Below are 24,450 nucleotides of genomic sequence, written 5' to 3'. Positions count from 1 at the left end.
TCGGTATCGCGCAGGAAAGCAGTGATTGTCATTTTGCCCTCACAGCGGCAGAATCACAATCACCCTGAGCCGACAACAGCCTGATTACTTGATCAAAGTATTTATTTTATCAACATACAGTCATTGATAATGACTTGAGGTTAATGACAAAGTGCCCGTAACGGTGAAAACAGGCAGATCGTAAAGACGCCGTAAACCCCTCCTTGGAGGCTCGAGCCGCGCCGTCCTTGGCGCGGACGCTTTACTCTTCTACCTGTCCTCACCTTGCAAGATCGCGTCGTTGGGGGTCGTCAGCAGTCTGCAGTCATTGATAATGACTTTTTCGTCTCGCTCAACAAAAGCCGTATTGCCCTTCGACCAGAAAGTATAGTGATTATCACTGTATTTGGCCCCGGAAGCGGCACGAACTTGCGGCAAGGTAAGCTGTTTGCCGTCTAGCACTAAACTGACTTTATCCTGCTTATTATCTTGCATTACCGTTAGCTTGGTACCACCACATTGGTAATGCAAAGTTTCGTTTTTGGGCTGCACCAAACTGCATCCTGTTAGCATCAATACTGCCGCGGTACCCAATACTGCCGTCGTGCCAAATAGATGTTTCATTTTGCCGTCCTTATTGCGTGGATAAGCCACCCTAGTTTATGGCAGCTTAGCACCCTCATCGTGACGATACAGGATAGACTGCTCCTAAAATGGTCTCGCAACTGGCTCCGGTCACTGAGGGTAAATTACCCGATTTACCGGACAAGGTTCGAAAAGCCAACCAGGCGAATGCCAGCGCTTCCATATCATCGCCACTGACACCAAAATCATCAGTAACACACACTTCGGTACCCGGCAATAATGTTGACATCCGTGACATCACTAATGGATTGCGCGCCCCGCCACCACAAACCAGCAGCCGCTCACAACCACCAGCCAACTGAACTTGCTCAGCCACGGAGAGCGCGGTTAGCTCTGCTAATGTCGCCTGGACATCTTCAGGTTTAATACCCGGAATTTTATTCAATTGTTTATCCAGCCACCCGGCATTGAAATACTCACGACCGGTGCTTTTCGGTGCCGGTTTCGCAAAATAGGGGTCACTGTACATCAGTTCCAACAATGGCTGATTTACCTGGCCCGATAGTGCCCAAGCAGCATCCTTATCATAAGGTAGCGAACGATTACGCCAGATCCAGGCATCCATCAGCATATTCCCCGGCCCAGTATCAAAACCGCGCACCGGCAAATCAGGTAAGAGCATAGATAAGTTCGCGATACCGCCGATATTCAACACCATACGCCGTTCCGTGGAATGGGCTAATAAAGCATGGTGGAAGGCCGGAACCAGCGGTGCGCCCTGCCCACCATAAGCCATATCCCGGCGGCGAAAATCCCCAACAGTGGCAATTTTTGTCATGGCAGCAATACGATTATTGTCACCTAATTGCATAGTAAAGGCCGGTTCACCCAGTGGCTCATGCCAAACTGTCTGCCCGTGACAGCCAATTGCCGTGATGTCCTGTGCTGTCAGCCCCGCTTTGGCCAGCAGTGCCAGCACCGCTTCAGCAAATAGTATTCCTAATTGCGCATCGAGCTTACCCACGGCAGATAACGTGGTTGACTGCCCTTGGCACATGCCGAGAATATCTTTTTTTAACTGGAGCGGCATCGGGTGACAATAACTGGCCTGCTGGGCCACCATGCGCTCATCAATGGCGGCCAGAACAACATCGATGCCATCCAGACTGGTTCCCGACATCACCCCAATAAAACGGCCTGATTTCATAGCAATGACCTTATTTCCCATTGTGGGACAAAATAGCAACGAGACTTTACCCAAATCACGTCAGAATAATAAAATTAACACCATGAAAAGATATACTTTTTTAAGTGTATACCGCCATAGGGGCATGTCTTAAAGAATGATTTTTATTTGCAAGAAGGGTCACATAAAAGTCATTACTTCTTACAGTATGAGTTATGACAGTGACATTTCTAACTTTATGAAAGTTAAACTGCCGTTTAATATTGGTTGAAGTATAAACCGCTAAGCTGCGGTCTTATTAGTGTTATCAAAAAATAAAGCACACCGTCAAAAATACGGTAAGTAGTGAAATAAATATTGGGGTAAGCCATACTTTATGCAAATACTAGGCCGTCATTGGACTGGATTTGGATATACCAAGCATACTGAACCGTAATACGGTTATGCATTTTAATAGGAGTTTTTATGATCAAGCCATTAATCGCCGTTGCTATTGCTGCGGTTACTCTGACCGGTTGTGCCAACAACAACACCTTATCTGGTGACGTTTTCAGCGCTTCACAAGCCAAGCAAGTACAAACGGTGACTTACGGTACTCTGCTTTCCGTGCGTCCGGTGACGATTCAAGGCGGCGATGACAACAATGTTATGGGCGCAATCGGTGGTGCTGTACTGGGTGGTTTCCTCGGGAATACTGTCGGTGGCGGCACAGGCCGTAGCCTGGCGACAGCAGCTGGTGCAGTTGCTGGTGGTATGGCAGGACAAGGTGTTCAAGGTGCAATGAACCGTACTGACGGCGTGCAACTTGAAGTGCGTAAAGATGATGGCACCACTATTCTGGTTGTTCAGAAACAAGGCCCAACCCGCTTTAGCGTAGGCCAGCGCGTGATGCTCGCCAGCAGTGGCAGTACAGTGACTGTTAGCCCGCGCTAATCACCTCTGTGTAATATATTTTATGATGTCATCCGTAAAGCCAGAGATCATTGCGATCTCTGGCTTATTTTTACTGCTAAAAATTTTCTTTCTGCTGTGAATTGAGTCTTAAAACTTTATTTTACTTACTTTGTAGTTGAATAATGTTTCTCTCAAGCTTGTCAATCAAACCAGATAACAATTCAATTTCATCTGGTGAAATTCCCCCAAGAATTTCTTTACGGGTGGAACAGATGACTCCATCAACCTGCTCTATTATCGGTGAAGACTGTTCCGTCAGTTTTATCCTCTTTGCACGCCGATCATTTGCACAGGTATGGCGTGTGATTAGACCTTTCTCCTCCAGTTGATCTAAGGTTCTAACCAATGATGGTTGTTCGATACCAATCGCTTTCGCCAGTTGAATCTGGGATTGCTCAGGTGGTAAACGATTAATGTTATGCAAGGTAACCCAATGCGTTTGGGTCAGCTCCAACGGCTTCAACCGGTGGTCTATTAGCGCGCGCCAAACGCGAACTAATCGTGCTAAATCAGATCCTAATGTCGATTCCAATTGCCCCTCCTTTTATTTAGCGTGCTAGCATAACTACCAGAGTCCAGTCTATTTTGGGTAATTAACATTAAAAACACAAATGTATATATACCGTCGATGCTAGGACAATAGCAATAAATACGGGGAATCCTTTAGCAAAAATTATGTATTTACTAAAATTACCTCTTAAGGATTAACCTTATGTATGTATCTATATTATCCACAAGTGCACCCCTGTCAGACTTGGTTTTAGGTGCCTCTATCTATTTCCCGCCAATTTTTAAGGCGGTTATGCTAGGTTTAGTGTTATGGCTACTGATCCATCATATGCTGCGGAATTGGATCTACTCGGGTGATATCTGGCATCCAATATTAATGGATCTGTCCATTTTTGTCATTGCGGTCAGCGTTTCTTTATGGATATTAGCCGGTTGGTAAATTGATATGAATCATCAGTCTCTTAAATATTTCTCTTCTGTCATCGTATTCGCCTTTGCACTTTGTGCCGGTTGGTGGATGTGGAATTATTATATGCAATCCCCCTGGACTCGTGATGGCAAAGTCCGGGCAGAATTAGTCAGTATCACACCAGAAGTCTCTGGCCGATTGGTTAAAATATTAGTTCATGATAACCAGTTGGTAAGCACTGGAAGCTTATTATTTGTCATTGACCCACAGCCCTATCAATTAGCATTGGATAATGCCCAAGCTGCCGTGGTACGGGCGCAGGCAGAACTGGCCAAAGCCAATCATGAAGCCGAACGTCGGCGGAATTTACCTAAAAATATCATTTCAGGCGAAGATCTCGACATTGCCAACCTAACAGCTGACAGCATGAAGGCCGCGTATCAAGGCGCGCAGGCAAACCTCGAACAGGCGAAATGGAATCTGAGCAAAACGCGGGTTTATGCCCCCGCCAATGGCTATATCACCAACTTGCAAACCCGGGTTGGCGACTATGCAACCGTTGGCACTCCATTAGTTGCACTTATCGATACCGACTCATTTTATGTGATGGGGTATTTCGAAGAAACCAAGCTCAGACACATTAGAGAAGGTAATGAAGCCAAGATTGTTTTGTATAATGGCAATATTCCTTTACGCGGTGTGGTCGAAAGTATTGGGCGAGCCATTTATGATCAAAGCGTCGATAGCAGCGGGAGTTTGTTGATTGATGTGAAACCTAATGTCCCTTGGGTTCGTCTGGCACAGCGGGTACCCGTCAGGATTAAATTGCTGGATGTTCCGCCCAATGTCACCTTGATCGCTGGCACCACCTGCACCATTTCGCTGGCAAATTAAAAATGCGCCTCTCTTTCCCCTCATGGCAGCAAACTCCCTGGGGCAAAGCCAATGCGGGTCAGTGGCGTTATACATTGCGCAATTCGCTGGCAATGTGTTTATCGCTATGGATTGCGTTTGCACTGAATTTGGATGAGCCCTATTGGGCGATGACCTCTGCGGCGGTAGTCAGTTTTCCAACGGTTGGCGGTGTTATCAGTAAAAGTATTGGCCGGGTTATTGGTAGCCTGATTGGTGCCGCCGCATCATTGATGATTGCAGGTCATTGTCTAAATGACCCTTGGTTGTTCACCTTTGTCATTGCTGCCTGGATTGGTCTGTGTACTTTTGTCTCCAATCACTATCAAAATAACGTTTCTTATGCTTTCGCTTTGGCTGGCTATACCACCGCGATCATTGCCTTTTCTACTGTCAATACTACTGATACACAACAAATCTTTGATATTGCCCAAGCCCGGGTTTGTGAGGTTATTACCGGCATTCTTTGCGGTGGTCTGATGATGATGCTGCTCCCCAGCACTTCGGACGGCGAAGCACTGCTGACATCCCTGCGCCGTATGCAATCACGGTTGTTAGAACATGCAGAATTATTATGGCAAACCGAGCAAACACCGCAGATTCGCACCTCCCATGAGGGGCTGATTGGCCAGATTCTTACGATGAATCTGCTGCGTATTCAGGCATTTTGGAGCCATTACCGTTTACGGCGACACAATAATGTATTGAATTTCATTTTGCATCGCCAGTTACGCATCACCAGCGTAATTACCAGTCTGCGCCGTATGTTGGTTAACTGGCCATCGCCACCGGAGAATCTGCCCGCCGTTCTCAATCAATTGCTAAACGCCTTACAACAACCTGACTGTGATAAGTATCAGATAGCCAGGATCCTGCAACAAATTGCTCCCCATGATGAGTTTGATTATCGCCATCGGGCCTTCTGGTTGCGCTTGCGACATTTTTGTTGGTTATATTTGCAAGTTAATCGCTGGCTGGCCCAACTGGATAAGGAACCGGAAAGCGGCATGTTGTTGCCCCCGGCCGTGACCTCCCTGGCTCGCCACACCGACACCTATGAGGCCGCCTATAACGGCCTGAGAACCTTTGTGTGCATTGTTATCGGTTGTGCCTTCTGGATAAATACGCAGTGGAGTTCCGGCGCTGCTGCTCTGTCATTGGCGGCGGTCAGTTGCGTGCTTTACTCTGCCACCCCTTCGCCAACTGACAGCATTGCCACGCTAGTGAAAGCCATTATTTTGCTTTCGATTGGCTGTTTTATTCTGAAATTTGGCGTGATGGTACAAATTGATGATTTTTGGCAATTTGCCGCGGTGTTGTTTCCCATTTTAATCACCATGCAAATGATGAAGCTTCAGCATCCGGCTTATGCTTCCCTATGGGGGCAATTGATTGTTTTTATGGGTTCATTTTTAAGCGTGACCAATCCCCCGAGCTATGATTATCAAGAGTTCCTCAATGATAATATTGGTAAATTAGTTGGCGTGATGTTGGCAGGTGTGGCATTTCAGATACTGCGTCCCAGCTCAGATAAACGCAAGAGTCGGCGCATTGTTCGCATGCTACGGCGTGACTTTATCGATCAACTCAGCGCACACCCGCAACAAAGTCAGAATCAATTTGAATCACTGATATATCACCGCGTCAATCAACTCAATCTTAGCAAAGATCAACCCGCGCGCTTGTGGCTACTGCGGTGGGGAATGGTGCTGCTCAATTGCAGCCATGTGGTCTGGCAGTTACGCGATTGGCAAACCACTTCTGCACCTTTGTCTGCCGTGCGGGACGTGTGTATTCATTGCCTGAAAGGTTGTATGACCGAGAAAGGTATTCAGCCAAGTTCACTACAAGCTACGTTGCAAGAATTGCAGCGTATGAGTGCTATTTTAGGACAATATCCGGATGCTACAGGCCGAGAACTGGCTGGGCTTATCTGGCGGCTGTATTGTTCGCTAACACAATTGCAAATGGCGGTGCCGGGCGAAGAAAGCAAAGTTGCGCCAGCCTGAGGCTCGCTGGCGCAAAGGATAAAATTAAGGCACGTCATAGCCCAGTGCAGCACGACGAATACGGAACCACTGCTGGCGAGTCAGGGTTAGGGAGAGCGATGCCCAGGCAGTTTTAACGCGCTCTATCTTGCCGGAACCAATAATCGGTAAGGGTGCCGATGGCAAACGCAGAACCCAGGCATACACCACTTGCTCGATACTTTCAGCGCCAATCTCATCAGCTATTGTCTGTAACTCATGACGTAATGTTTGGAATTCAGGGTCGCTAAACAAACGCCCGCCCCCTAAACAAGACCATGCCATTGGCTTAATACGCAACTGCTGGCAAGCATCCAGTGTCCCATCCACAATGGCAGGTTGGTGCAACGGTGAAATCTCAACCTGATTAGTGACCAATGAGAATGGCAAGCGTGACTGCAACAAACTAAATTGCGTAGGCGAAAAGTTTGAAACACCAAAATGTTTCACCTTGCCGCTTTTATGTAATTGAGTGAATGCTTCAGCAACTTCATCTGCATCCATCAATGGGTCTGGGCGATGGATTAGCAATAAATCAAGATAATCTGTATGCAGATGCGTTAAGGATTGTTCTGCACTTTCAATGATATGGGAACGATCCGTAATATAATGCCCCAACGCATGCTCTGGCTTAGCCGTGGTGGCAATACCACATTTACTGACTAATTCCAGTTGGCTACGTAAGGAAGGCTTAAGGCGCAATGCCTGGCCAAATGCCTGTTCGCATTGATAGCCGCCATAAATATCAGCGTGATCAGCAGTAGTGATGCCCAACTCAACATGTTGCTCAATAAAGGCCAACAACTGTTGCGGTGTCATCTCCCATTCCATCAGCCGCCAATAGCCGCAAATCATGCGAGAAAACTCAGGCCCAAGTGGAGCCAGTTGGCTACGTGTATCCATTATTTGCTACCTCATTTGTTTATCTCTCTTAAGCATACACAACCGGCAGAAAGGTTAAATCCTCCCTGAGTAATGAATTGGGGCTGAGCAGTGAAATCGCCATAATCGCTAAACACTAAGGTAAAACAATGGCGAATCAGAATAATGAAGGTTGTTCTGGTAGCGGGTCATCCAGCTGTTTGTTAGCGCGCTGCAAACGTAACAAGCGCTGGTGACACAGCCGCAGGACATCCCGCTTTTGCGGATCACTCATTTTCATCCAATTAAAGCGCTCATCCCGGCTACGCATACACCCACGGCAAAAGCCACGGTCATCTGTTTGACAGATACCACGGCATGGGCTGGGGATGTCAAAAAACTCAAGTTGCTGAGCCAAATCGCCTCTCCTGCTGCTGACATACCTGAAGAACTTGAGGTTGCAGGTAGGCAGCAAATGAATGAACCCCGATGAGCTTACTCAAGTAAGTGATTCGGGTAAGTGAATACAACTAACCCCCCTGTGGCCCCAAGTACCAGAGGTAGTACTTTAATTGAAGCCTGCTTCAGCGCGACTGGCAAGTTCCTATTGCTAATCACGTTACACACTATGCCCTGACCGCTAAGGTTATCTTAAGTTTTATTCAGTAGCATTTCGTTAATTGGTTAATACTAGGGTCTGATGTTTACAATGAATGTTCGATACAAGTTACAGTGTAACGGATTGGTGTTTATTTTAATCACTGCACTATTTTTTACTCTCTTTCAGAATGCGCTGTTTATTTATAAAGCCTGGTCGTTAATTCACTTTGACAGCAGTGATAGTTATTTCTTTGCAGCAACTATTCCGCTGGTGATTTTCTGCGCCCTTAATATTATTTTTAGTCTTTTAGCCGTACCTGTACTGCGTAAGCCAATCATTATTTTGTTTTTGCTGGGGAGTGCAGCGGCCAACTATTTTATGTTCAGCTATGGTGCCGTTATCGACGCCAATATGATGCAAAATGCGTTTGAGACCAACGCACAGGAAGCAACCGCCCTTTTCACGCCGCGCATGGCTTTATGGTTGCTGATATTAGGTATTTTCCCCGCCATTATTATCTGTTTCGTGCGTATCCGAGCGACGCGCCCTTGGTGGTATATGCTGGGGCTAAGAGCCGCCAATATTCTGGCGTCAGTCGTCATTATTCTGCTGATCGCGGCATTATTTTATAAAGATTACGCTTCGCTTATCCGGAATAATAAAAGCATTGTTAAAATGCTAACACCGTCCAATTTTGTCAGTGGGAGTTTTCAATTCGCCAAACATAAATATTTCGCCAGTAATATGTCATTAGTGACAATCGGGGAAGATGCCCATAAAGGCCCCTTGATTAGCGGGCAACAAAAGAAAACGCTAGTGATATTAGTGGTGGGCGAAACCGCTCGCGCAGAGAATTTCTCCTTAGGTGGCTATGAGCGGGAAACCAATCCACGACTGAAAAAACAGGATGTGACCTATTTCAAGAATGCATCATCCTGCGGCACTGAAACAGCGGTATCCGTGCCTTGTATGTTCTCAAATATGCCGCGGCAAAATTATGATGCAACACTTGCCAGCCATCAGGAAGGCTTGATGGATATTCTTGCCCATGCCGGGTTAAATGTGTTGTGGCGCGAAAATGATGGTGGCTGTAAAGGTGCCTGCGATCGCATTCCTCATCAGGACGTCACACAGCTGCAATTAACCACTGATTGTGAGAATGGTGTTTGCATGGATAATGCATTGCTCTACAAGTTAGATAATTATATCAAGGGGCTACAAAGCGATGGCGTTATTGTGTTACATCAGATGGGCAGTCACGGCCCAGCTTACTATCGCCGATCCACGTCAGAAATACGTCAGTTTGCTCCTACCTGTGATAGCAACCAAATTCAGGATTGCACGCCACAGGAACTGGTCAATACCTATGACAATTCCATTCTTTATACTGATGCGATGCTCGATAACACCATCAAATTACTGCAACAGCATAATGATAGATTTAACACCGCACTGGTTTATCTCTCTGACCACGGAGAATCGTTAGGTGAAAATGGCATGTATTTACATGGCACACCCTATATGTTTGCCCCCAGCCAGCAGACACATATTCCTTTTTTGATGTGGTTGTCGCCTGAATACACCAAAAACTATGGCATTGATCGCCAGTGTTTGTCCGATAGCGCGCAACATGATGAGATTTCACAAGATAATCTCTTCCACACCATTTTAGGAATGATGAATGTTCAAACTACTGAATATCAATCTGGAATGGATTTGCTACAAAAATGTCGAAGTTAAGGCAAACCGATAAAAAAGTAGTCATAAATAAATAGCCGATAGATATCTATATTGATGCCAGCGTACTCTCCGCTGGCATTTTTTTTCTTGACCTAGACCGATCGGTCTATTAATCTTTCGAGCATGAACAAAACACAGCACGCACATGTAGACACTCGTGAACATCTATTAGCAACCGGTGAGAGCCTCAGCCTACGCCTCGGTTTTAATGGCATGGGTCTCAGCCAGTTACTCACGACTGCGGGTATCCCTAAGGGTTCGTTTTATCACTATTTCCGCTCAAAGGAAGTATTTGGTGAGGCGATGCTACAGCGCTATTTTGATCGCTATGATGCACAGATGGCAACCCTGTTAACCGGTTCACAAGGTGATAAGCGCCACCATCTGCTGCACTATTTTGCTCAAGCGATTGCTAACTATTGTGGCAGTGAATGCCACAATGCTTGTCTGGCGGTTAAACTATCAGCTGAAGTGAGTGATTTATCTGAACCTATGCGTCATGCGTTAGATATCGGCACTGCTCGCGTCATTGGTCGTTTGCAAGATGCCATCGAAGCCGGCATTGAAGAAGGCTCTTTGCGTATTACGCTTTCCCCTGCGGCAACCGCAGAAACGCTCTATGCCTTGTGGCTGGGCGCTTCGTTGCGAGCGAAGGTGAAACGATCAGTTGCGCCGCTGACCTGTGCGCTAGAAAGTATCGAACTGATTTTACAACCCGCTCAATGATCCTGAATGTTATGTTTTTTATTTTCAGGGTTTACCCAGTCACTAGTCGACTGGTCTATTAATATAGGACGCACCATGAAGACTGCTAAACTGTTCTCCCCTTTGAAGGTTGGCGCGCTCACTTTGCCAAACCGTGTATTTATGGCTCCACTGACGCGTTTACGTAGTATTGAGCCAGGTGATATTCCTACTCCTTTAATGGCTGAATATTATCGTCAACGCGCCAGTGCAGGTTTGATTATCACTGAAGCGACTCAGATTTCTTTCCAGGCGAAAGGCTACGCTGGCGCTCCGGGGTTGCACACTCAAGAGCAGTTAAACGCCTGGAAAAAAATCACGCAAGCTGTGCATGATGAAGGTGGACATATTGCCGTGCAACTGTGGCATGTGGGCCGTATTTCACACAACAGTTTACAGCCAGGCCAACAAGCACCTGTTGCGCCATCTGCCATTGCCGCAGATACCCGCACCACTGTTCGTGATGACACGGGTGCCTGGGTTCGTGTTCCCTGCTCTACGCCGCGCGCACTGGAAACAGAAGAGATCCCTGGCATCATTAATGATTTCCGCCAGGCAACAGCCAATGCCCGTGAGGCTGGGTTTGATTATATTGAATTGCATGCGGCCCACGGCTATTTATTACATCAATTTATGTCTCCGGCATCAAACCAGCGTACTGACCAATACGGTGGCAGCATTGAAAACCGAACTCGCCTGACCTTAGAAGTGGTTGATGCCACAGCGGCTGAATGGGGCGCTGAGCATATTGGTATCCGTATTTCACCTTTAGGCCCATTCAATGGTTTGGATAATGGTGAAGATCAGGAAGAAGCGGCGCTGTATCTGATTGAAGAATTAAACAAACGCCATATTGCTTATCTGCACATTTCCGAGCCAGACTGGGCTGGCGGTAAACCTTATTCGGATGCATTCCGCGATGCTGTGCGTGCCCGCTTCAAAGGGGTGATTATCGGCGCAGGTGCTTATACCGCAGAAAAAGCCGAAAACCTGATTGAGAAAGGATTTATTGATGCCGTTGCCTTTGGCCGCAGCTATATTTCCAACCCGGATCTGGTTGAGCGTTTGCAGCAAAATGCGCCACTGAATGAGCCTGACGGTGAAACCTTCTACGGGGGTGGCGCTAAGGGCTATACCGACTATCCAAAGCTGTAAATCTTGCTTAGTTGTGAATCAATTTCTCTGCTCACGGTCAGGCAATATGCCTGGCCGTTATCATTTGCAGTCTATTCATTTTCTGTAACCCATTGAACTGATTTAATTACCAAGGCTATACTTAAACTTGGTTTCATTCACTCTTGCCCACAATTCAGGCAACATATCAACAGAGGGTATTATGCGCCTACTCCATACCATGATCCGCGTCGGTGACCTGCAACGTTCCATCGATTTCTACACCAAGGTATTAGGGATGCGTTTGCTGCGTACCAGTGAAAATACCGAATATAAATACTCACTGGCATTCGTCGGCTACAGCGATGAGAGCGAAGGCTCAGTGATCGAGTTGACCTATAACTGGGGCGTAGACAGTTACGAGATGGGAACGGCATTCGGTCATTTGGCTTTGGGGGTGGATGATGTTGCCGCCACCTGCGACCAAATTCGCAATGCTGGTGGCAAAGTGACCCGTGAAGCAGGCCCGGTCAAGGGCGGTAACACGGTTATTGCTTTTGTCGAAGATCCAGACGGTTACAAAATAGAGCTAATCGAGAATAAAAGTGCCGGACACGGCCTCGGAAACTGATTAGCAAGAAGGCACCTGCAAGGTGCCTTTTTTCTCATCGCGATATCCCCCTGCATCCCACGCCAAAATTTGACATAATGCGTGCTGAATTCGATGAAGATAAGAAACTGATGGCAGATAAAAGTGACCTTAACGCCCTGAGTGGCCGTTTTCGTGGGTATTATCCCGTAGTAATTGATGTAGAAACCGCCGGTTTTAATGCTCAAACTGACGCATTATTAGAGATTGCTGCCGTCACTTTGCAAATGAACAAGGACGGTTGGCTGCTGCCTGATGAAACGCTACATTTTCATGTAGATCCGTTCGAAGGTGCCAATCTGGAACCCGAAGCGCTGGCATTTAATGGAATAGACCCCACCAATCCATTACGTGGTGCAGTGAGTGAACATGATGCGTTACATGCTATTTTCAAAGCTGTGCGCAAAGGGTTGAAAGAACAAGGCTGTAACCGCGCCATTATCGTCGCGCATAATGCTCATTTTGATCACAGCTTTGTGATGGCCGCGGCTGAACGCGCCAGCTTGAAGCGTAACCCGTTCCACCCATTTGCCACTTTCGACACCGCAGCACTTAGTGGGCTGGTTCTGGGGCAAACCGTATTGGCAAAAGCTTGCCTGACGGCAGGTATTCCGTTTGATAGCAGCCAGGCTCACTCTGCTTTGTACGATACAATGCAAACGGCGAAATTATTCTGTGAGTTGGTCAATCGTTGGAAGAAATTGGGTGGCTGGCCGGTACCGGCGGGTGAATCTGAGTAACCTAACTCAAGTCAATAATTGCAAATTCACTATTAAAAAAGGTGGCCTGCGAGCCACCTCAGACTGCTGACAAACCCCAACGACTCGATCTTGCAAGGTGAGGACAGGTAGAAGAGTAAAGCGTCCGCGCCACGGACGGCGCGGCTCGAGCCATCAGGGACGATTTTACGGCGTCTTTATGATCTACCTGTTTTCACCGCTGCGGGCACTTTGTCAATAACCTCAGGCAGCTTAAGTAGCTGCCTTTTTATTTATTACCTAAGCTGGCAGCTCATTACTCTGCTGCAGGTTTTTCTTCTTCAGTACGGTATTTATCTGCCGTCTCTTTCAACAGTTGTTGCAGTTCACCACGCTGATACATTTCCATCAGGATGTCGCAACCGCCCACCAATTCGCCGTCAACCCACAGTTGTGGGAAAGTTGGCCAGTTAGCGTATTTTGGCAGCTCAGCACGGATATCTGGATTCTGCAAAATATCAACGTAAGCAAAGCGTTCGCCACAAGCAGATAGCGCCTGTACAGCCTGAGCAGAGAAACCGCAGTTTGGCAGTTTTGGTGAGCCCTTCATGTAAAGCAGGATGGGGTTTTCTGCTATCTGGCGCTGAATTTTATCAATCGTCGTCATTTCTTGCTTCCTCAAGCCATTTAGTGGCTACAATACTTAGAACCTATCCATTAGGGCTATTTTATTATTGCGTCCAGCCTATTGTAGCGACTGTCACCACTGGAATAAAACGCCATCTTTTGCAGGGGTTTTACTCGGTTAGTTGTGGATTATATTATCAGCTACAAATATGTGCATTTAGAATAACATTTTTGATCCCTTCTCTTCATTATTATCTTCACTGAGGGATACCAGAAATTCGGGTCGACTAACTCGTTGACGTATGGTTGATTTAAGTTCATTAGCCGTGTGAAAAAACGACAATTGCGACGCCATTAACGTTTTCTCACAATATCGACTAAAATCCTGTAGCTCTCCGCTTTTTTATATCCGGAGTTTCGGCAATACTGTGACTCTTCATCTTCATTTCAGGGCCAAGGTTGGTAGCGTTATTATGCGTTTAATACTTACGCTGTTTGTGCTGCTGTTTACCCAGCTATTTCTAAACCTCGCACATGCGTCGCCGCAGGCTCACGTCTCGGCTGAGCAAAAAAAAGGCCAAGTCAGTCAGGCCAGTCCTGATGACCGTAAAAAGCGTAAAGCTGATAAAAATACTAAAAAAGCCAAAATTGATAACAACAAAACCAATAGTAAAAATGTGACAAATAAAATAGCGACCAACAACGATAAAAAGAAAACGGCAGCTACCGCCAGCAAAACCATTAAGAAAAAGGCACAGGAAGTCAGCAAACCTACCAGCCCAAAAGTCACTAGTAGCAAAAAAACGAATATTAAAACTGCTAGCAATAAAAAAGCGGCAGTTAAAAAAACCGAAAAAGTGGCTTACGGTCGCCATCGCAATAAAACCCAAGGTAAAGCCGCGACCGAATTAGTAGCAAATAGTAAAATAAAACTCAGCCCTGCGCATAAAAAGCGCTATCAGCATGCTAAACAGACCGCAATGAGCAAACTGATGAAGCAAGTAGGGAAACCTTATCGCTGGGGTGGCACCTCCCCTAATACCGGTTTTGATTGCAGCGGGCTTATTTACTACGCCTATAAAGATGTCATCAGAATAAAAATGCCACGTACTGCTAATGAAATGTATCATTTGCGCGATGCAGCACCGGTTAAACGCGCTGAATTAGAAAGTGGTGATTTAGTGTTCTTCAATATTGCTAATCGCGGTGTTGCTGATCATGTCGGCGTTTATTTAGGCAACGGCAAATTTATTCAGTCACCACGCACCGGTGAAGAAATTCGTATCAGCATGCTAGACAACGACTACTGGCAAGATCATTATGTCGGCGCTCGTCGTGTTGTGACACCGAAAACTATCCGCTAAACCAAGCACCGCACCCGGTAGCCCTATCGGGTGCTTGTATACCTGTCAAACATACCTGTCAAACTTCAACCAGCCAATATCCCATCAAATAATATGGTTATGCCTGTCATTCCTGTTAAAAGTTGTTAAAATTAATGCCCACAATAAAAATACAACAATTACGATTTTAACCGCTCCTCACCACATCTTAGTGAGCTAACGTTCGGATTTGAGGAGCAAACACCCTGAGCAACCCCGAAAGGAGAGAGCTATGTCTTTTGAATTACCGGCATTACCTTATGCACAAAATGCACTGGAACCGCACATTTCTGCTGAAACGCTGGAATACCATTACGGCAAGCACCACAACACCTATGTGGTAAACCTCAATAACCTGATCAAGGATACTGAGTTTGCAGGTAAATCCTTGGAGGAGATTGTCAAAACCTCCAGTGGCGGTATTTTTAACAATGCAGCTCAAGTTTGGAACCACACCTTTTACTGGCACTGTTTATCACCTAATGGCGGCGGCGAGCCGACAGGAAAAGTCGCCGATGCCATTAATCAATCCTTTGGATCTTTTGCTGAATTTAAAGCGCAATTTACTGATGCGGCGGTAAAAAACTTTGGCGCGGGCTGGACCTGGCTGGTCAAAAAAACGGATGGCACGTTAGCTATTGTCAGCACATCAAATGCGGCGACACCGCTGACGACCGCTGATAAGCCATTGTTAACTGTGGATGTATGGGAGCACGCTTACTATATTGATTATCGTAATGCGCGACCAAAATATCTGGAGAATTTCTGGGCGCTGGTGAATTGGTCTTTCGTTGAGAAAAACTTAGCCTGATAAGACAAGAAGCAAAAGACGCCGGGTAATCATATTACCAACAGAAATAATTAAGGGCGGGTTAACCGCCCTACTTATCACTTCACACCGGCACGCGGCTTAATTAATTCATGACCGCCACGAAGCTAAAGGCAATAATCATCGCCAGTGCACCAACAGTCGTAATCAGCGACATTTTCAGATTGGTATCCATAAGAACTCCTCAGCCGGTTTATTTTAGTAGGGTAAAGGCACATAGTTAGTGCGTTAAATTATTTTCCCACAGTTAAGAAAAAAAATCTTGTGCCCATTACGCACTTTATAACATTGATTACCTCTTCCACTTTTCCTCCAGATCAGCCAAAATTCGCAGTTCATAACTGTATGCCGACTAATAACGTCTAATAAATACTCTCAGACGACCATCTGACTTAGCTCTCCAGCCTACTATCTTGTTTCTGTCTGAGCGGTGTTCGAGTCATGCAGGCAAACGATTAACATAATACTTACCTGCTGTAACAGGTGAGCTTAGGAGTCATTCTTTTTATGGCAACGATTAAAGATGTGGCCAAACACGCGGGTGTGTCTACTACCACCGTTTCGCACGTTATCAACAAAACTCGTTTCGTCGCCGAAAACACCAAGGCCGCTGTGTGGGCAGCCATTAAAGAACTGCATTATTCACCGAGTGCTGTGGCGCGCAGTTTGAAAGTTAATCACACTAAATCAATTGGCTTGTTGGCGACATCCAGCGAAGCCCCCTATTTTGCTGAAGTGATCGAAGCGGTTGAAAATAGCTGTTATAGCAAAGGCTACACTCTGATTTTATGTAACTCTCATAATAATCTGGACAAGCAAAAAGCCTATTTGGCGATGCTGGCACAAAAGCGTGTTGATGGCTTATTGGTGATGTGTTCTGAATATCCGGAACAGCTACTGGGAATGTTAGAGGATTATCGCAATATTCCAATGGTAGTGATGGATTGGGGAACCGCCCGTGGCGATTTTACCGATTCGATTATTGATAATGCATTCGAAGGCGGTTATTTAGCTGGCCGTTATCTTATTGAGCGTGGTCACCGCGATATCGGGGCTATCCCCGGCCAGCTATCGCGTAATACCGGTGGCGGTCGCCATCAGGGCTTCCTAAAAGCATTAGAGGAGGCCAACATCACCCTGCGAGAAGAATGGGTGGTTCAAGGTGATTTTGAGCCAGAATCCGGCTATAAAGCCATGCATCAAATTCTGACACAAAAGCATCGTCCGACTGCTGTATTCTGTGGTGGCGATATTATGGCAATGGGCGCGATATGCGCCGCAGATGAATTAGGTTTGCGTGTACCACAAGATATTTCGGTGATCGGGTATGACAATGTGCGTAATGCGCGCTATTTCTCGCCGGCGTTGACCACCATTCATCAGCCGAAAGAGCGATTGGGTGAAACGGCTTTTGCTATGTTGCTCGACAGAATTGTCAGCAAACGCGAAGACCCTCAAACCATTGAAGTACATCCAAAACTAGTCGAACGTCGTTCTGTTGCTGATGGCCCATTCCGCGATTATCGTCGCTAAGCACAGTTATCATCGCTAAACATTTAGTCTGCCGGTAGCGCCCTGTTACCGGCGGCTAATTCTGCCGAAGCTCATTATCCGTGCCATTAGCATCTCTTAGCCACTCATCATTTAACGTGACACTGTCACCCAAATATTCCAACATCCAGGCTAAGGCCGGGGAATGGTTATTCTGCTCCCACGTCAAGCAACACGGGCTAGCAGGTAAGGGGTCAGCGAGTGTTAAGGCTGCCAGTTTCCCTTGTGCAATCAGGGGCGATACCATATGAGCGGGCACCATGCCAATACATAACCCCTCACACAGACAGTCTATGCCCGTCGCCCAATCCGGTGCCACTAATCGCTGTTGGTTATCCAACGTCCAGGTATCTCGTTTCGGCAAATTTCGCGCAGTATCCTCTAAACAGAGGGAGGGATAAGGCCGCAACTGATCGTCGTTAAGTGGCCCGGTTAGCTGCGCTAAAGGGTGATTGATACTTACTACGCAATGCCAGGTCAGAAAACCCATGTCACGGAAGACGAACCGCCCGCCAACCGGGATGGCACGCGTCGCACCAATGGCCATATCCGCTTGCCCATCCGCCAGCGCATCCCAAACGCCGTTAAAGACTTCATAACGCACCCGCAATTCGATATCGGGAAAATGGCGATAAAAATCCAGCACTAAACGGCGGCTTCGCTGAGGTTTGACAATTTTATCGACCACGATATTTAATTGCCCGCGCCAGCCATTCGCCACTTGTTGACATTGACGACGTGTGTCATTCATTTTTTTGATAACATCACGCGATTCTTTAATAAAAACTTTGCCTGCTTCGGTCAATTCTACATCCCGATGGCGGCGCGCAAATAGCGGCACAGCCAACCACTCCTCCAATTGACGCACGGTATAACTTATCGCAGACGGTACGCGGTGCAATTCTTGCGCAGCAGCGCTGAAACTCCCGGTGCGCGCAACAGCATCCACCACATCTAATGAGTATTCTGACCACATGGTTTTGCGCTTCCTTTAAACGGAATTTTTGACATCAATTTTTTTGATAGCATGGCGCAAATATTACCGTTTCACAACAGAATATCGCGTCGTTAGAATGCCCCCGCAATTAATTTTCGATAACAAAAGTTTTACCTGCAAAAACTATAATTTAGCCAAAGTCATTGGAACCACAGGCAGGCAGCAAACGAACACATCCCGATGAGCTTATATCAATAAGTGATGCGGGTAAGTAAGAGCAGCTAACACCCCTGCGGTTTCAAGGACGAAGGATATAATGAGAAACAACAATGAAAACAACATCGAGCTTCATGTTCTACCTGGCCGGTTTGAGCATGTTGGGGTATCTGGCCACTGACATGTATTTGCCCGCCTTTGGTGCCATGCAACAAGAACTCCAAACCTCCGCCGGCTCCATCAGCGCCAGCCTTAGTATCTTTCTCGCGGGTTTCGCGATCGCCCAACTTATCTGGGGACCCGTTTCGGACAAAATAGGCCGCAAACCGGTGCTGTTAGCAGGGTTAGGGTTATTTGCTATCGGCTGCCTGGGGATTTTATGGGTTGAAACTGCGGCGCAGTTATTGGTTTTGCGCTTTATTCAGGCGGTGGGGGTCTGTTCCGCTGCGGTGAGCTGGCAAGCCTTAGTGGTCGATCGCTATCGCGACGGCAAGGCCAACCGAGTATTTGCGACCATTATGCCATTAGTGGCGTTATCCCCTGCGCTCGCGCCATTACTGGGTGCCTGGTTATTAAACCATTTCAGCTGGCGCTCAATTTTTGTCGTGCTATTGGCGATTACCCTGCTGCTACTGATTCCGACCGCCTTGCTTAAGGAACGGAAAAAAACAGCGCCGGATAACGTAGATAGAAGCAAAAACGCCATTAGTTTCTGGCAGTTACTGAAGTCTCCGGTATTCAGCGGCAACGTGATGATGTTTGCTGCATGCAGTGCCGGTTTTTTTTGCCTGGCTAACGGGTTCACCTTTTATTTTAGGTGATATGGGATATAGCCCGAATGTCATTGGTTTGAGTTATGTTCCACAAACAGTAGCCTTTCTACTGGGGGGATTTGGTTGCCGTAGTGCATTGAGTCGAATCAAGGGTAACACCCTACTGCCGTGGCTGTTGGCCGGTTATGCTATCAGTATGATTGCACTTTATCTGATAGCAACGCTGACGACGCCAACACTGGTGACCTTACTTATTCCGTTCTGCTTAATGGCGCTTGTGAATGGTGCCTGCTACCCTATTACCGTAGCAAATGCATTAATGCCCTTTCCTGCCAGTACGGGTAAAGCAGCAGCGTTGCAAAACACACTACAACTGGGCTTGTGTTTTATTGCCAGCATGATGGTGTCGGCCTATATCAGCCAACCTTTGCTGGCAACCGTCACTGTGATGCTGTCAACGGTAGCTTTAGCCGCATTGGGATATGGCATTCATTGTTATGCGTTGAGGAAAGAAAAAGTCCATACTAATAATAATGACTATAATTGCGTGGAGTCATAATTCCTTGTAAAAATAGTCACTAAGTGAAATTTTGGCCGGGAAAGATTTAGTATTGAGAAAGCTTCCCGGCAAGCCTATACTCGGTTTAACCGATTATAATATCATTTAAAAAAAGCATTATCTTAAGCACTTGCTGGACGCGTGGATTGCGTCACATTTACTCTTATGGATGAGCAGCCCTAAATTAGGGTTTCTTCTTAATCTTCCTCTGTCCGTAATGGATACCAAACACCAACTTTATTGGTATGTATCTGCGCATATAGTTTTTATCGCGGGTCATAAGTCAGAAGAAAGTGATGGAGAAGCTATGAGTTCATCCTGTATAGAAGACCAGAGTATTCAAGAAAATCCGTGGTTTCGCATTGTACAAGAAATGCTGAGCCGCGCTGATATTGAAATCAATGGCTCACGTCCCTTCGATATTAGAGTTAATAATCCAGACTTCTTTAAGCGGGTATTACAAGAAGGATCTTTGGCATTAGGTGAGAGTTATATGGATGGCTGGTGGGAATGCGATCGGCTGGATATTTTCTTCCAGCGCGTTCTCAGAGCTGGTCTGGAGCATCAACTTCCACACCATTTCAAAGATACTTTACGCATTGCTGCCGCACGTATTATCAATTTGCAATCGAAGAAACGAGCTTGGATTGTCGGCAAAGAACATTACGATCTCGGTAATGATCTGTTTAGCCTAATGCTCGACCCCAATATGCAATATTCTTGCGCCTATTGGAAAGATGCGGCCACCCTTGAACAAGCGCAGGAAAATAAATTGCAGATGATCTGTGAGAAGCTGCAATTAGCACCGGGTATGAAGCTGCTCGATATCGGTTGTGGCTGGGGTGGGCTAGCCGCTTACGCCGCGCGCCATTTCGGGGTGTCGGTTTCAGGTGTCACTATTTCAGCTGAACAGCAAAAATTGGCACAAAAACGCTGTGAAGGTTTGGATGTCACTATTTTGCTGCAAGATTATCGCGACCTGGATGAACAATTCGATCGTATTGTCTCGGTGGGAATGTTCGAACATGTTGGGCCTAAAAATTACAGCACCTATTTTGAGATAGTTAAACGTAATTTAAAACCTGACGGTTTATTTCTGCTACATACCATCGGCGCTAATCGTACTGACCTGAGTGTTGACCCGTGGATTAATAAGTATATTTTCCCCAATGGGTGTTTGCCGTCGGTACAACATATTGCCAAGGCCAGCGAGCCTTATTTCATCATGGAAGATTGGCATAATTTCGGGGCCGATTACGACCGAACATTGATGGCCTGGTATGAACGTTTCCAAGCCGCATGGCCAAAATTAGCTGAGAATTACTCGCCTCGATTTGAGCGGATGTTTAGCTATTATCTGAATGCCTGTGCCGGTGCATTCCGCGCCAGAGATATTCAATTGTGGCAGGTATTATTCAGCCCCAATGGGGTAGAAGGCGGTATTCGGGTCGCTCGTTAATATCTAACGTGATACTCTTTTAAAAAGACAGACTTAAAAAGGCAGGAGCACATCAGCCCTGCCTTTTATTATTTTATACGCGAGCGACTTTTTCAGCTGCTGCTACCGGAGCAATTTCGCGTTGCGCCAATACCCGCTCAACGGTATCCACTACAGCCTGTGTTTGGGGGTCTATTTCAATATTCACCCGATGCCCCAGTCGCTTTTTACCTAATGTGGTTCGCGCCAGTGTTTCCGGAATCAAATGAACGCAAAAACGGTTACCCACCACCTCGCCAATGGTCAGACTGATGCCATCAATACCGATAAAGCCTTTGTGTAATACATATTTCATTAAATCGTCGCTGGGCAGTCGAAACCAGATCTGACGGTTATTTTCTGAGGTATATATTTTGGCTATTTCAGCGGTACAAATAATATGACCGGACATAAGATGGCCGCCAATTTCATCACTAAATTTAGCGGCCCGCTCCAGATTAACTACATCGCCTACTTTAATATCACCCAAATTGGTAATACGCAGCGTTTCCTTCATTAAATCAAAACTGACTCGATTTCCATTAACCTCAGTCACTGTCAAACAGCAGCCATTGTGGGCCACTGAAGCACCTAATGCTAATTCAGGTAACATCTCAGTTGGCATTTCGACCACATGGGTGCGGAAGTTGGATTTCTCGTCAATGGCAACCACTGGCGCGGTGCCTTGAACAATACCGGTAAACATACGCCATGCCTCTTATCTGTAAAAAAATCTGTAGAAAAAAAGTTTCACTGCCCTGATTTTGCCTCAGAAGATCAGGAAAACCAAACCACTTAGACTAAAAATCTGTATTCGCGTTATTTCATTGAAACTGAATGACAAGGATTGCTTAAGCACTGCGAGGAGGTACAATCTTTTATACTCTTCGTGTTCCGAGAGTATTATGTTTTCCCGCTATTTTATTTATCGGTTACAAAACGATAAATTATCGCTACTGAAATTATAACTAGGTTATACCCATGCATCGTGAAGAACGATGGGTAGATAAAGGTGCATACGTGCAGAAGTATATCGTCGAAGCGCGTAGCTTGTTGGCTCTCGCTATTCCTGTTGTTATCGCGCAATTGTCCCAAACCGCCATGGGGGTGGTTGACACTATAATGGCCGGTTCTGTCAGTGCAACCGATATGGCTGCGGTGGCGGTGGGGACCTCAATCTGGTTACCGGCTATCTTATTTGGTCACGGATTATTGTTGGCGTTAACGCCGACAGTTGCTCAACTTAATGGCTCCGGGCGGCGCAACCAAATTGCTCATCAGGTCAGACAGGGCTTTTGGCTGGCATTCTGTGTCTCGGTATTAATTATGGTGGTCATCTATAATAGCGACCACATCATTATGCGCATGCATAATATTGATCCGGTACTGGCAGATAAAGCCGTTGGTTTCCTGCATGCCATTATGTGGGGCGCGCCGGGCTATCTCTTCTTTCAGGTGCTACGCAATCAGTGTGAAGGGCTATCCAAAACCAAACCTGGGATGGTGATTGGATTTATTGGTTTACTGGTTAACATTCCCATTAACTATATTTTCATCTACGGTAAATTTGGTGCTCCGGCATTAGGCGGTGTCGGTTGCGGGGTGGCAACCGGAACGGTTTATTGGGTGATGTTCTTAATGATGCGTTGGTATGTGACGCGCGCGCGCTCACAGCAAGATATCAAACTGGAAAAAGGATTTGCTGCACCGGACTGGCAAGTCATGAAACGCCTCGGGGGTCTTGGGCTGCCGGTTGCGCTGGCGCTGTTTTTTGAAGTAACGTTGTTCGCGGTTGTCGCATTACTGGTTTCTCCGCTGGGCATTGTCGCGGTGGCTGGGCACCAGATTGCCCTCAACTTTAGTTCATTGATGTTTATGTTACCGATGTCATTGAGTGTCGCCGCGACCATTCGTGTCGGTTTTCGTCTTGGTCAGGGTTCGGTTGACGATGCCAGAGTTGCTGCTTATACCAGTATTGCTGTGGGTCTAATGTTGGCGTGTGTCACCGCGATATTTACTGTGGTATTTCGCGAACATATCGCGCTGCTTTATAACAAGACACCTGAAGTGGTGGTAATGGCCTCACACTTAATGTTATTGGCAGCACTTTACCAATTGTCTGATGCAATTCAGGTGATCGGCAGCGGCGTATTACGCGGTTATAAAGATACCCGCTCTATCTTCTTTATTACCTTCACCGCCTACTGGTTGTTGGGGCTACCGAGTGGTTATTTACTCGGTTTGACCAATTATATTGTGCCCGCGATGGGGCCAAGTGGTTTCTGGATCGGGTTCGTTATCGGCCTGACCTCGGCAGCTATACTGATGGCGCTACGCATCCGCTGGTTACAAAAGCAGCCATCTGCTTTTATTTTGCAAAAAGCGGCACACTAAGCGCTTGTCATTATGGGCATTAATTGCTGACGCTCATCTCAGTGATTAATGCCCCGCCAAATAAGAAAAGCTGGAGAAAAAAACAGCGCAATGAGTAAAAGCGCAGCAATTACGTGAGTTTGCGATGAATATTATGTTTTTCTCCTTGCCAGAGGACGGGCGGCTCGTTAATATTCGTCCCCGCTGTCAGCATTGATGGCGAATAATAAGAGTGAAGATAGAGATAATTATATCCAAGTAATTGGAGTTGTAGCCAGGCAGCAAACGAGCGAGTCCCGTTGAACTGACACAAGTCAGTGATTCTGGTGAGTTAGAGCAGCTAACAACGCTACGGCTTCAAGATAAGAAGGATAGAATGTGCGTCCGTAGCTCAGTTGGTTAGAGCACCACCTTGACATGGTGGGGGTCGATGGTTCGAGTCCATTCGGACGCACCAATCTTATTATTAGAATGCCAAGTTATTAGAATGCCAAGAGTATCATGTGCGTCCGTAGCTCAGTTGGTTAGAGCACCACCTTGACATGGTGGGGGTCGATGGTTCGAGTCCATTCGGACGCACCACTCTCGCATTATCCTGAAATGGTAAATTGCTAGTTTTTCAATGCGTTCTTAGCTCAGTTGGTTAGAGCACCACCTTGACATGGTGGGGGTCGATGGTTCGAGTCCATTAGAACGCACCACTCTCTTATTTCCGATTATCTCCCTGCGCTAATCAATCTGACTTAATCCCCTGCAAT

The 24,450-nt window shown here is 46.5% G+C and carries 23 protein-coding genes, 3 tRNA genes and 1 pseudogene; 18 read left to right on the top strand and 9 right to left on the bottom strand.

What is annotated here, in order from left to right; genetic code table 11:
- Positions 1–249: 249 nt before the first annotated feature.
- A complete protein-coding gene (locus FGL26_RS04520) occupies positions 250–603 on the bottom strand; it encodes an MliC family protein (protein WP_005169480.1) in 354 nt (117 codons plus the stop codon).
- Positions 604–658: 55 nt separating this feature from the next.
- Positions 659–1,771, bottom strand: coding sequence for an anhydro-N-acetylmuramic acid kinase (gene anmK, locus FGL26_RS04515; protein ID WP_005165918.1), 1,113 nt, complete (start codon positions 1,769–1,771; stop codon positions 659–661).
- Positions 1,772–2,215: 444 nt separating this feature from the next.
- On the opposite strand from anmK, the gene FGL26_RS04510 reads away from it, so the two are divergent.
- Positions 2,216–2,683: an outer membrane lipoprotein gene (locus tag FGL26_RS04510; protein WP_005165921.1), complete on the top strand. Its 468-nt coding sequence runs from the start codon at positions 2,216–2,218 to the stop codon at positions 2,681–2,683.
- Positions 2,684–2,804: 121 nt separating this feature from the next.
- Here FGL26_RS04510 and rovA read toward each other — a convergent pair whose 3' ends face one another.
- Positions 2,805–3,236 (bottom strand): virulence master transcriptional regulator RovA, encoded by a 432-nt coding sequence (gene rovA / locus FGL26_RS04505; RefSeq protein ID WP_004706617.1) that lies wholly within the window; start codon positions 3,234–3,236, stop codon positions 2,805–2,807.
- A 180-nt stretch (positions 3,237–3,416) separates the two neighbouring features.
- On the opposite strand from rovA, the gene FGL26_RS04500 reads away from it, so the two are divergent.
- Genes FGL26_RS04500 through FGL26_RS04490 form a run of 3 tightly spaced genes read left to right on the top strand, consistent with a single transcriptional unit; the run spans position 3,417 to position 6,544 of the window.
- Positions 3,417–3,653 (top strand): DUF1656 domain-containing protein, encoded by a 237-nt coding sequence (locus tag FGL26_RS04500; RefSeq protein WP_005169476.1) that lies wholly within the window; start codon positions 3,417–3,419, stop codon positions 3,651–3,653.
- A 6-nt stretch (positions 3,654–3,659) separates the two neighbouring features.
- The gene (locus tag FGL26_RS04495; protein WP_005169474.1) at positions 3,660–4,517 is read left to right on the top strand and encodes an efflux RND transporter periplasmic adaptor subunit; all 858 of its coding nucleotides are present in this window, start codon (positions 3,660–3,662) and stop codon (positions 4,515–4,517) included.
- A 2-nt stretch (positions 4,518–4,519) separates the two neighbouring features.
- The gene (locus FGL26_RS04490) at positions 4,520–6,544 is read left to right on the top strand and encodes an FUSC family protein (RefSeq protein WP_005169471.1); all 2,025 of its coding nucleotides are present in this window, start codon (positions 4,520–4,522) and stop codon (positions 6,542–6,544) included.
- Positions 6,545–6,568: 24 nt separating this feature from the next.
- Here FGL26_RS04490 and FGL26_RS04485 read toward each other — a convergent pair whose 3' ends face one another.
- Both FGL26_RS04485 and FGL26_RS04480 read right to left on the bottom strand, forming a co-directional pair.
- Positions 6,569–7,465 (bottom strand): aldo/keto reductase, encoded by an 897-nt coding sequence (locus FGL26_RS04485; protein WP_005169468.1) that lies wholly within the window; start codon positions 7,463–7,465, stop codon positions 6,569–6,571.
- Positions 7,466–7,601: 136 nt separating this feature from the next.
- Entirely contained in the window at positions 7,602–7,841 is a 240-nt protein-coding gene (locus tag FGL26_RS04480; protein WP_005169466.1) for a DUF1289 domain-containing protein, read from the bottom strand.
- Between the two features lie 291 nt (positions 7,842–8,132).
- On the opposite strand from FGL26_RS04480, the gene eptA reads away from it, so the two are divergent.
- From eptA to rnt, 5 genes are all read left to right on the top strand, one after another.
- Entirely contained in the window at positions 8,133–9,764 is a 1,632-nt protein-coding gene (gene eptA / locus FGL26_RS04475) for a phosphoethanolamine transferase EptA (RefSeq protein ID WP_005169462.1), read from the top strand.
- Between the two features lie 123 nt (positions 9,765–9,887).
- Positions 9,888–10,490, top strand: coding sequence for a TetR/AcrR family transcriptional regulator (locus FGL26_RS04470; RefSeq protein ID WP_005169460.1), 603 nt, complete (start codon positions 9,888–9,890; stop codon positions 10,488–10,490).
- Between the two features lie 75 nt (positions 10,491–10,565).
- Positions 10,566–11,663 (top strand): alkene reductase, encoded by a 1,098-nt coding sequence (gene nemA / locus FGL26_RS04465; RefSeq protein WP_005169458.1) that lies wholly within the window; start codon positions 10,566–10,568, stop codon positions 11,661–11,663.
- A gap of 181 nt (positions 11,664–11,844) precedes the next feature.
- Entirely contained in the window at positions 11,845–12,252 is a 408-nt protein-coding gene (gloA, locus tag FGL26_RS04460) for a lactoylglutathione lyase (protein WP_005165939.1), read from the top strand.
- A gap of 110 nt (positions 12,253–12,362) precedes the next feature.
- On the top strand, positions 12,363–13,010 hold the full coding sequence (gene rnt / locus FGL26_RS04455) for a ribonuclease T (RefSeq protein ID WP_005169454.1): 648 nt from the start codon (positions 12,363–12,365) through the stop codon (positions 13,008–13,010).
- Between the two features lie 274 nt (positions 13,011–13,284).
- On the opposite strand, the gene FGL26_RS04450 is transcribed toward rnt, so the two are convergent.
- Positions 13,285–13,635 (bottom strand): Grx4 family monothiol glutaredoxin, encoded by a 351-nt coding sequence (locus FGL26_RS04450; protein ID WP_004390185.1) that lies wholly within the window; start codon positions 13,633–13,635, stop codon positions 13,285–13,287.
- Positions 13,636–14,068: 433 nt separating this feature from the next.
- Between FGL26_RS04450 and FGL26_RS04445 the strand changes: the two genes are divergently transcribed.
- Positions 14,069–14,959 (top strand): C40 family peptidase, encoded by an 891-nt coding sequence (locus FGL26_RS04445; protein ID WP_005169450.1) that lies wholly within the window; start codon positions 14,069–14,071, stop codon positions 14,957–14,959.
- Positions 14,960–15,209: 250 nt separating this feature from the next.
- Positions 15,210–15,788 (top strand): superoxide dismutase [Fe], encoded by a 579-nt coding sequence (gene sodB, locus FGL26_RS04440; RefSeq protein WP_005169447.1) that lies wholly within the window; start codon positions 15,210–15,212, stop codon positions 15,786–15,788.
- Between the two features lie 103 nt (positions 15,789–15,891).
- Here the strand turns inward: sodB and cydH are convergent, their stop codons facing one another.
- Positions 15,892–15,981: a cytochrome bd-I oxidase subunit CydH gene (gene cydH / locus FGL26_RS04435; protein WP_016266160.1), complete on the bottom strand. Its 90-nt coding sequence runs from the start codon at positions 15,979–15,981 to the stop codon at positions 15,892–15,894.
- 332 nt (positions 15,982–16,313) lie between these two features.
- On the opposite strand from cydH, the gene purR reads away from it, so the two are divergent.
- A complete protein-coding gene (gene purR / locus FGL26_RS04430; RefSeq protein ID WP_005165644.1) occupies positions 16,314–17,339 on the top strand; it encodes an HTH-type transcriptional repressor PurR in 1,026 nt (341 codons plus the stop codon).
- A 55-nt stretch (positions 17,340–17,394) separates the two neighbouring features.
- Here the strand turns inward: purR and punR are convergent, their stop codons facing one another.
- Positions 17,395–18,333 (bottom strand): DNA-binding transcriptional activator PunR, encoded by a 939-nt coding sequence (punR, locus tag FGL26_RS04425; protein ID WP_005169444.1) that lies wholly within the window; start codon positions 18,331–18,333, stop codon positions 17,395–17,397.
- Between the two features lie 290 nt (positions 18,334–18,623).
- Here punR and punC point away from each other — a divergent pair.
- A pseudogene (gene punC / locus FGL26_RS04420) lies at positions 18,624–19,842 on the top strand (purine nucleoside transporter PunC).
- A 307-nt stretch (positions 19,843–20,149) separates the two neighbouring features.
- Entirely contained in the window at positions 20,150–21,301 is a 1,152-nt protein-coding gene (gene cfa, locus FGL26_RS04415; protein WP_005169440.1) for a cyclopropane fatty acyl phospholipid synthase, read from the top strand.
- Between the two features lie 73 nt (positions 21,302–21,374).
- Here cfa and FGL26_RS04410 read toward each other — a convergent pair whose 3' ends face one another.
- Complete coding sequence (locus FGL26_RS04410) at positions 21,375–22,025, bottom strand: riboflavin synthase (protein WP_005169439.1); 651 nt, start codon at positions 22,023–22,025, stop codon at positions 21,375–21,377.
- A gap of 314 nt (positions 22,026–22,339) precedes the next feature.
- Here FGL26_RS04410 and FGL26_RS04400 point away from each other — a divergent pair, with 314 nt between their 5' ends.
- The 4 genes from FGL26_RS04400 (at position 22,340) to FGL26_RS04385 (ending at position 24,393) form a co-directional block, all read left to right on the top strand.
- Entirely contained in the window at positions 22,340–23,713 is a 1,374-nt protein-coding gene (locus tag FGL26_RS04400) for an MATE family efflux transporter (RefSeq protein ID WP_005169436.1), read from the top strand.
- Positions 23,714–24,072: 359 nt separating this feature from the next.
- Positions 24,073–24,149 (top strand) — tRNA-Val (locus FGL26_RS04395).
- Positions 24,150–24,197: 48 nt separating this feature from the next.
- Positions 24,198–24,274: transfer RNA gene (locus FGL26_RS04390), tRNA-Val, on the top strand.
- Positions 24,275–24,316: 42 nt separating this feature from the next.
- Positions 24,317–24,393, top strand: a tRNA-Val gene (locus FGL26_RS04385).
- Positions 24,394–24,450 lie beyond the last annotated feature (57 nt).

The sequence above is a fragment of the Yersinia enterocolitica subsp. enterocolitica genome, from assembly GCF_901472495.1.
Lineage (GTDB): Bacteria > Pseudomonadota > Gammaproteobacteria > Enterobacterales > Enterobacteriaceae > Yersinia > Yersinia enterocolitica.
This window is presented reverse-complemented; position numbering and strand designations above follow the sequence as displayed.

What these genes read in the sequence shown, in the direction of transcription:
- FGL26_RS04520 (WP_005169480.1), bottom strand. Translation starts at nt 603, where the DNA reads ATGAAACATCTATTTGGCACGACGGCAGTATTGGGTACCGCGGCAGTA.
- anmK (WP_005165918.1), bottom strand. Translation starts at nt 1,771, where the DNA reads ATGAAATCAGGCCGTTTTATTGGGGTGATGTCGGGAACCAGTCTGGAT.
- FGL26_RS04510 (WP_005165921.1), top strand. Translation starts at nt 2,216, where the DNA reads ATGATCAAGCCATTAATCGCCGTTGCTATTGCTGCGGTTACTCTGACC.
- FGL26_RS04500 (WP_005169476.1), top strand. Translation starts at nt 3,417, where the DNA reads ATGTATGTATCTATATTATCCACAAGTGCACCCCTGTCAGACTTGGTT.
- FGL26_RS04495 (WP_005169474.1), top strand. Translation starts at nt 3,660, where the DNA reads ATGAATCATCAGTCTCTTAAATATTTCTCTTCTGTCATCGTATTCGCC.
- FGL26_RS04490 (WP_005169471.1), top strand. Translation starts at nt 4,520, where the DNA reads ATGCGCCTCTCTTTCCCCTCATGGCAGCAAACTCCCTGGGGCAAAGCC.
- FGL26_RS04485 (WP_005169468.1), bottom strand. Translation starts at nt 7,465, where the DNA reads ATGGATACACGTAGCCAACTGGCTCCACTTGGGCCTGAGTTTTCTCGC.
- eptA (WP_005169462.1), top strand. Translation starts at nt 8,133, where the DNA reads ATGAATGTTCGATACAAGTTACAGTGTAACGGATTGGTGTTTATTTTA.
- FGL26_RS04470 (WP_005169460.1), top strand. Translation starts at nt 9,888, where the DNA reads ATGAACAAAACACAGCACGCACATGTAGACACTCGTGAACATCTATTA.
- nemA (WP_005169458.1), top strand. Translation starts at nt 10,566, where the DNA reads ATGAAGACTGCTAAACTGTTCTCCCCTTTGAAGGTTGGCGCGCTCACT.
- gloA (WP_005165939.1), top strand. Translation starts at nt 11,845, where the DNA reads ATGCGCCTACTCCATACCATGATCCGCGTCGGTGACCTGCAACGTTCC.
- rnt (WP_005169454.1), top strand. Translation starts at nt 12,363, where the DNA reads ATGGCAGATAAAAGTGACCTTAACGCCCTGAGTGGCCGTTTTCGTGGG.
- FGL26_RS04450 (WP_004390185.1), bottom strand. Translation starts at nt 13,635, where the DNA reads ATGACGACGATTGATAAAATTCAGCGCCAGATAGCAGAAAACCCCATC.
- FGL26_RS04445 (WP_005169450.1), top strand. Translation starts at nt 14,069, where the DNA reads ATGCGTTTAATACTTACGCTGTTTGTGCTGCTGTTTACCCAGCTATTT.
- sodB (WP_005169447.1), top strand. Translation starts at nt 15,210, where the DNA reads ATGTCTTTTGAATTACCGGCATTACCTTATGCACAAAATGCACTGGAA.
- cydH (WP_016266160.1), bottom strand. Translation starts at nt 15,981, where the DNA reads ATGGATACCAATCTGAAAATGTCGCTGATTACGACTGTTGGTGCACTG.
- purR (WP_005165644.1), top strand. Translation starts at nt 16,314, where the DNA reads ATGGCAACGATTAAAGATGTGGCCAAACACGCGGGTGTGTCTACTACC.
- punR (WP_005169444.1), bottom strand. Translation starts at nt 18,333, where the DNA reads ATGTGGTCAGAATACTCATTAGATGTGGTGGATGCTGTTGCGCGCACC.
- cfa (WP_005169440.1), top strand. Translation starts at nt 20,150, where the DNA reads ATGAGTTCATCCTGTATAGAAGACCAGAGTATTCAAGAAAATCCGTGG.
- FGL26_RS04410 (WP_005169439.1), bottom strand. Translation starts at nt 22,025, where the DNA reads ATGTTTACCGGTATTGTTCAAGGCACCGCGCCAGTGGTTGCCATTGAC.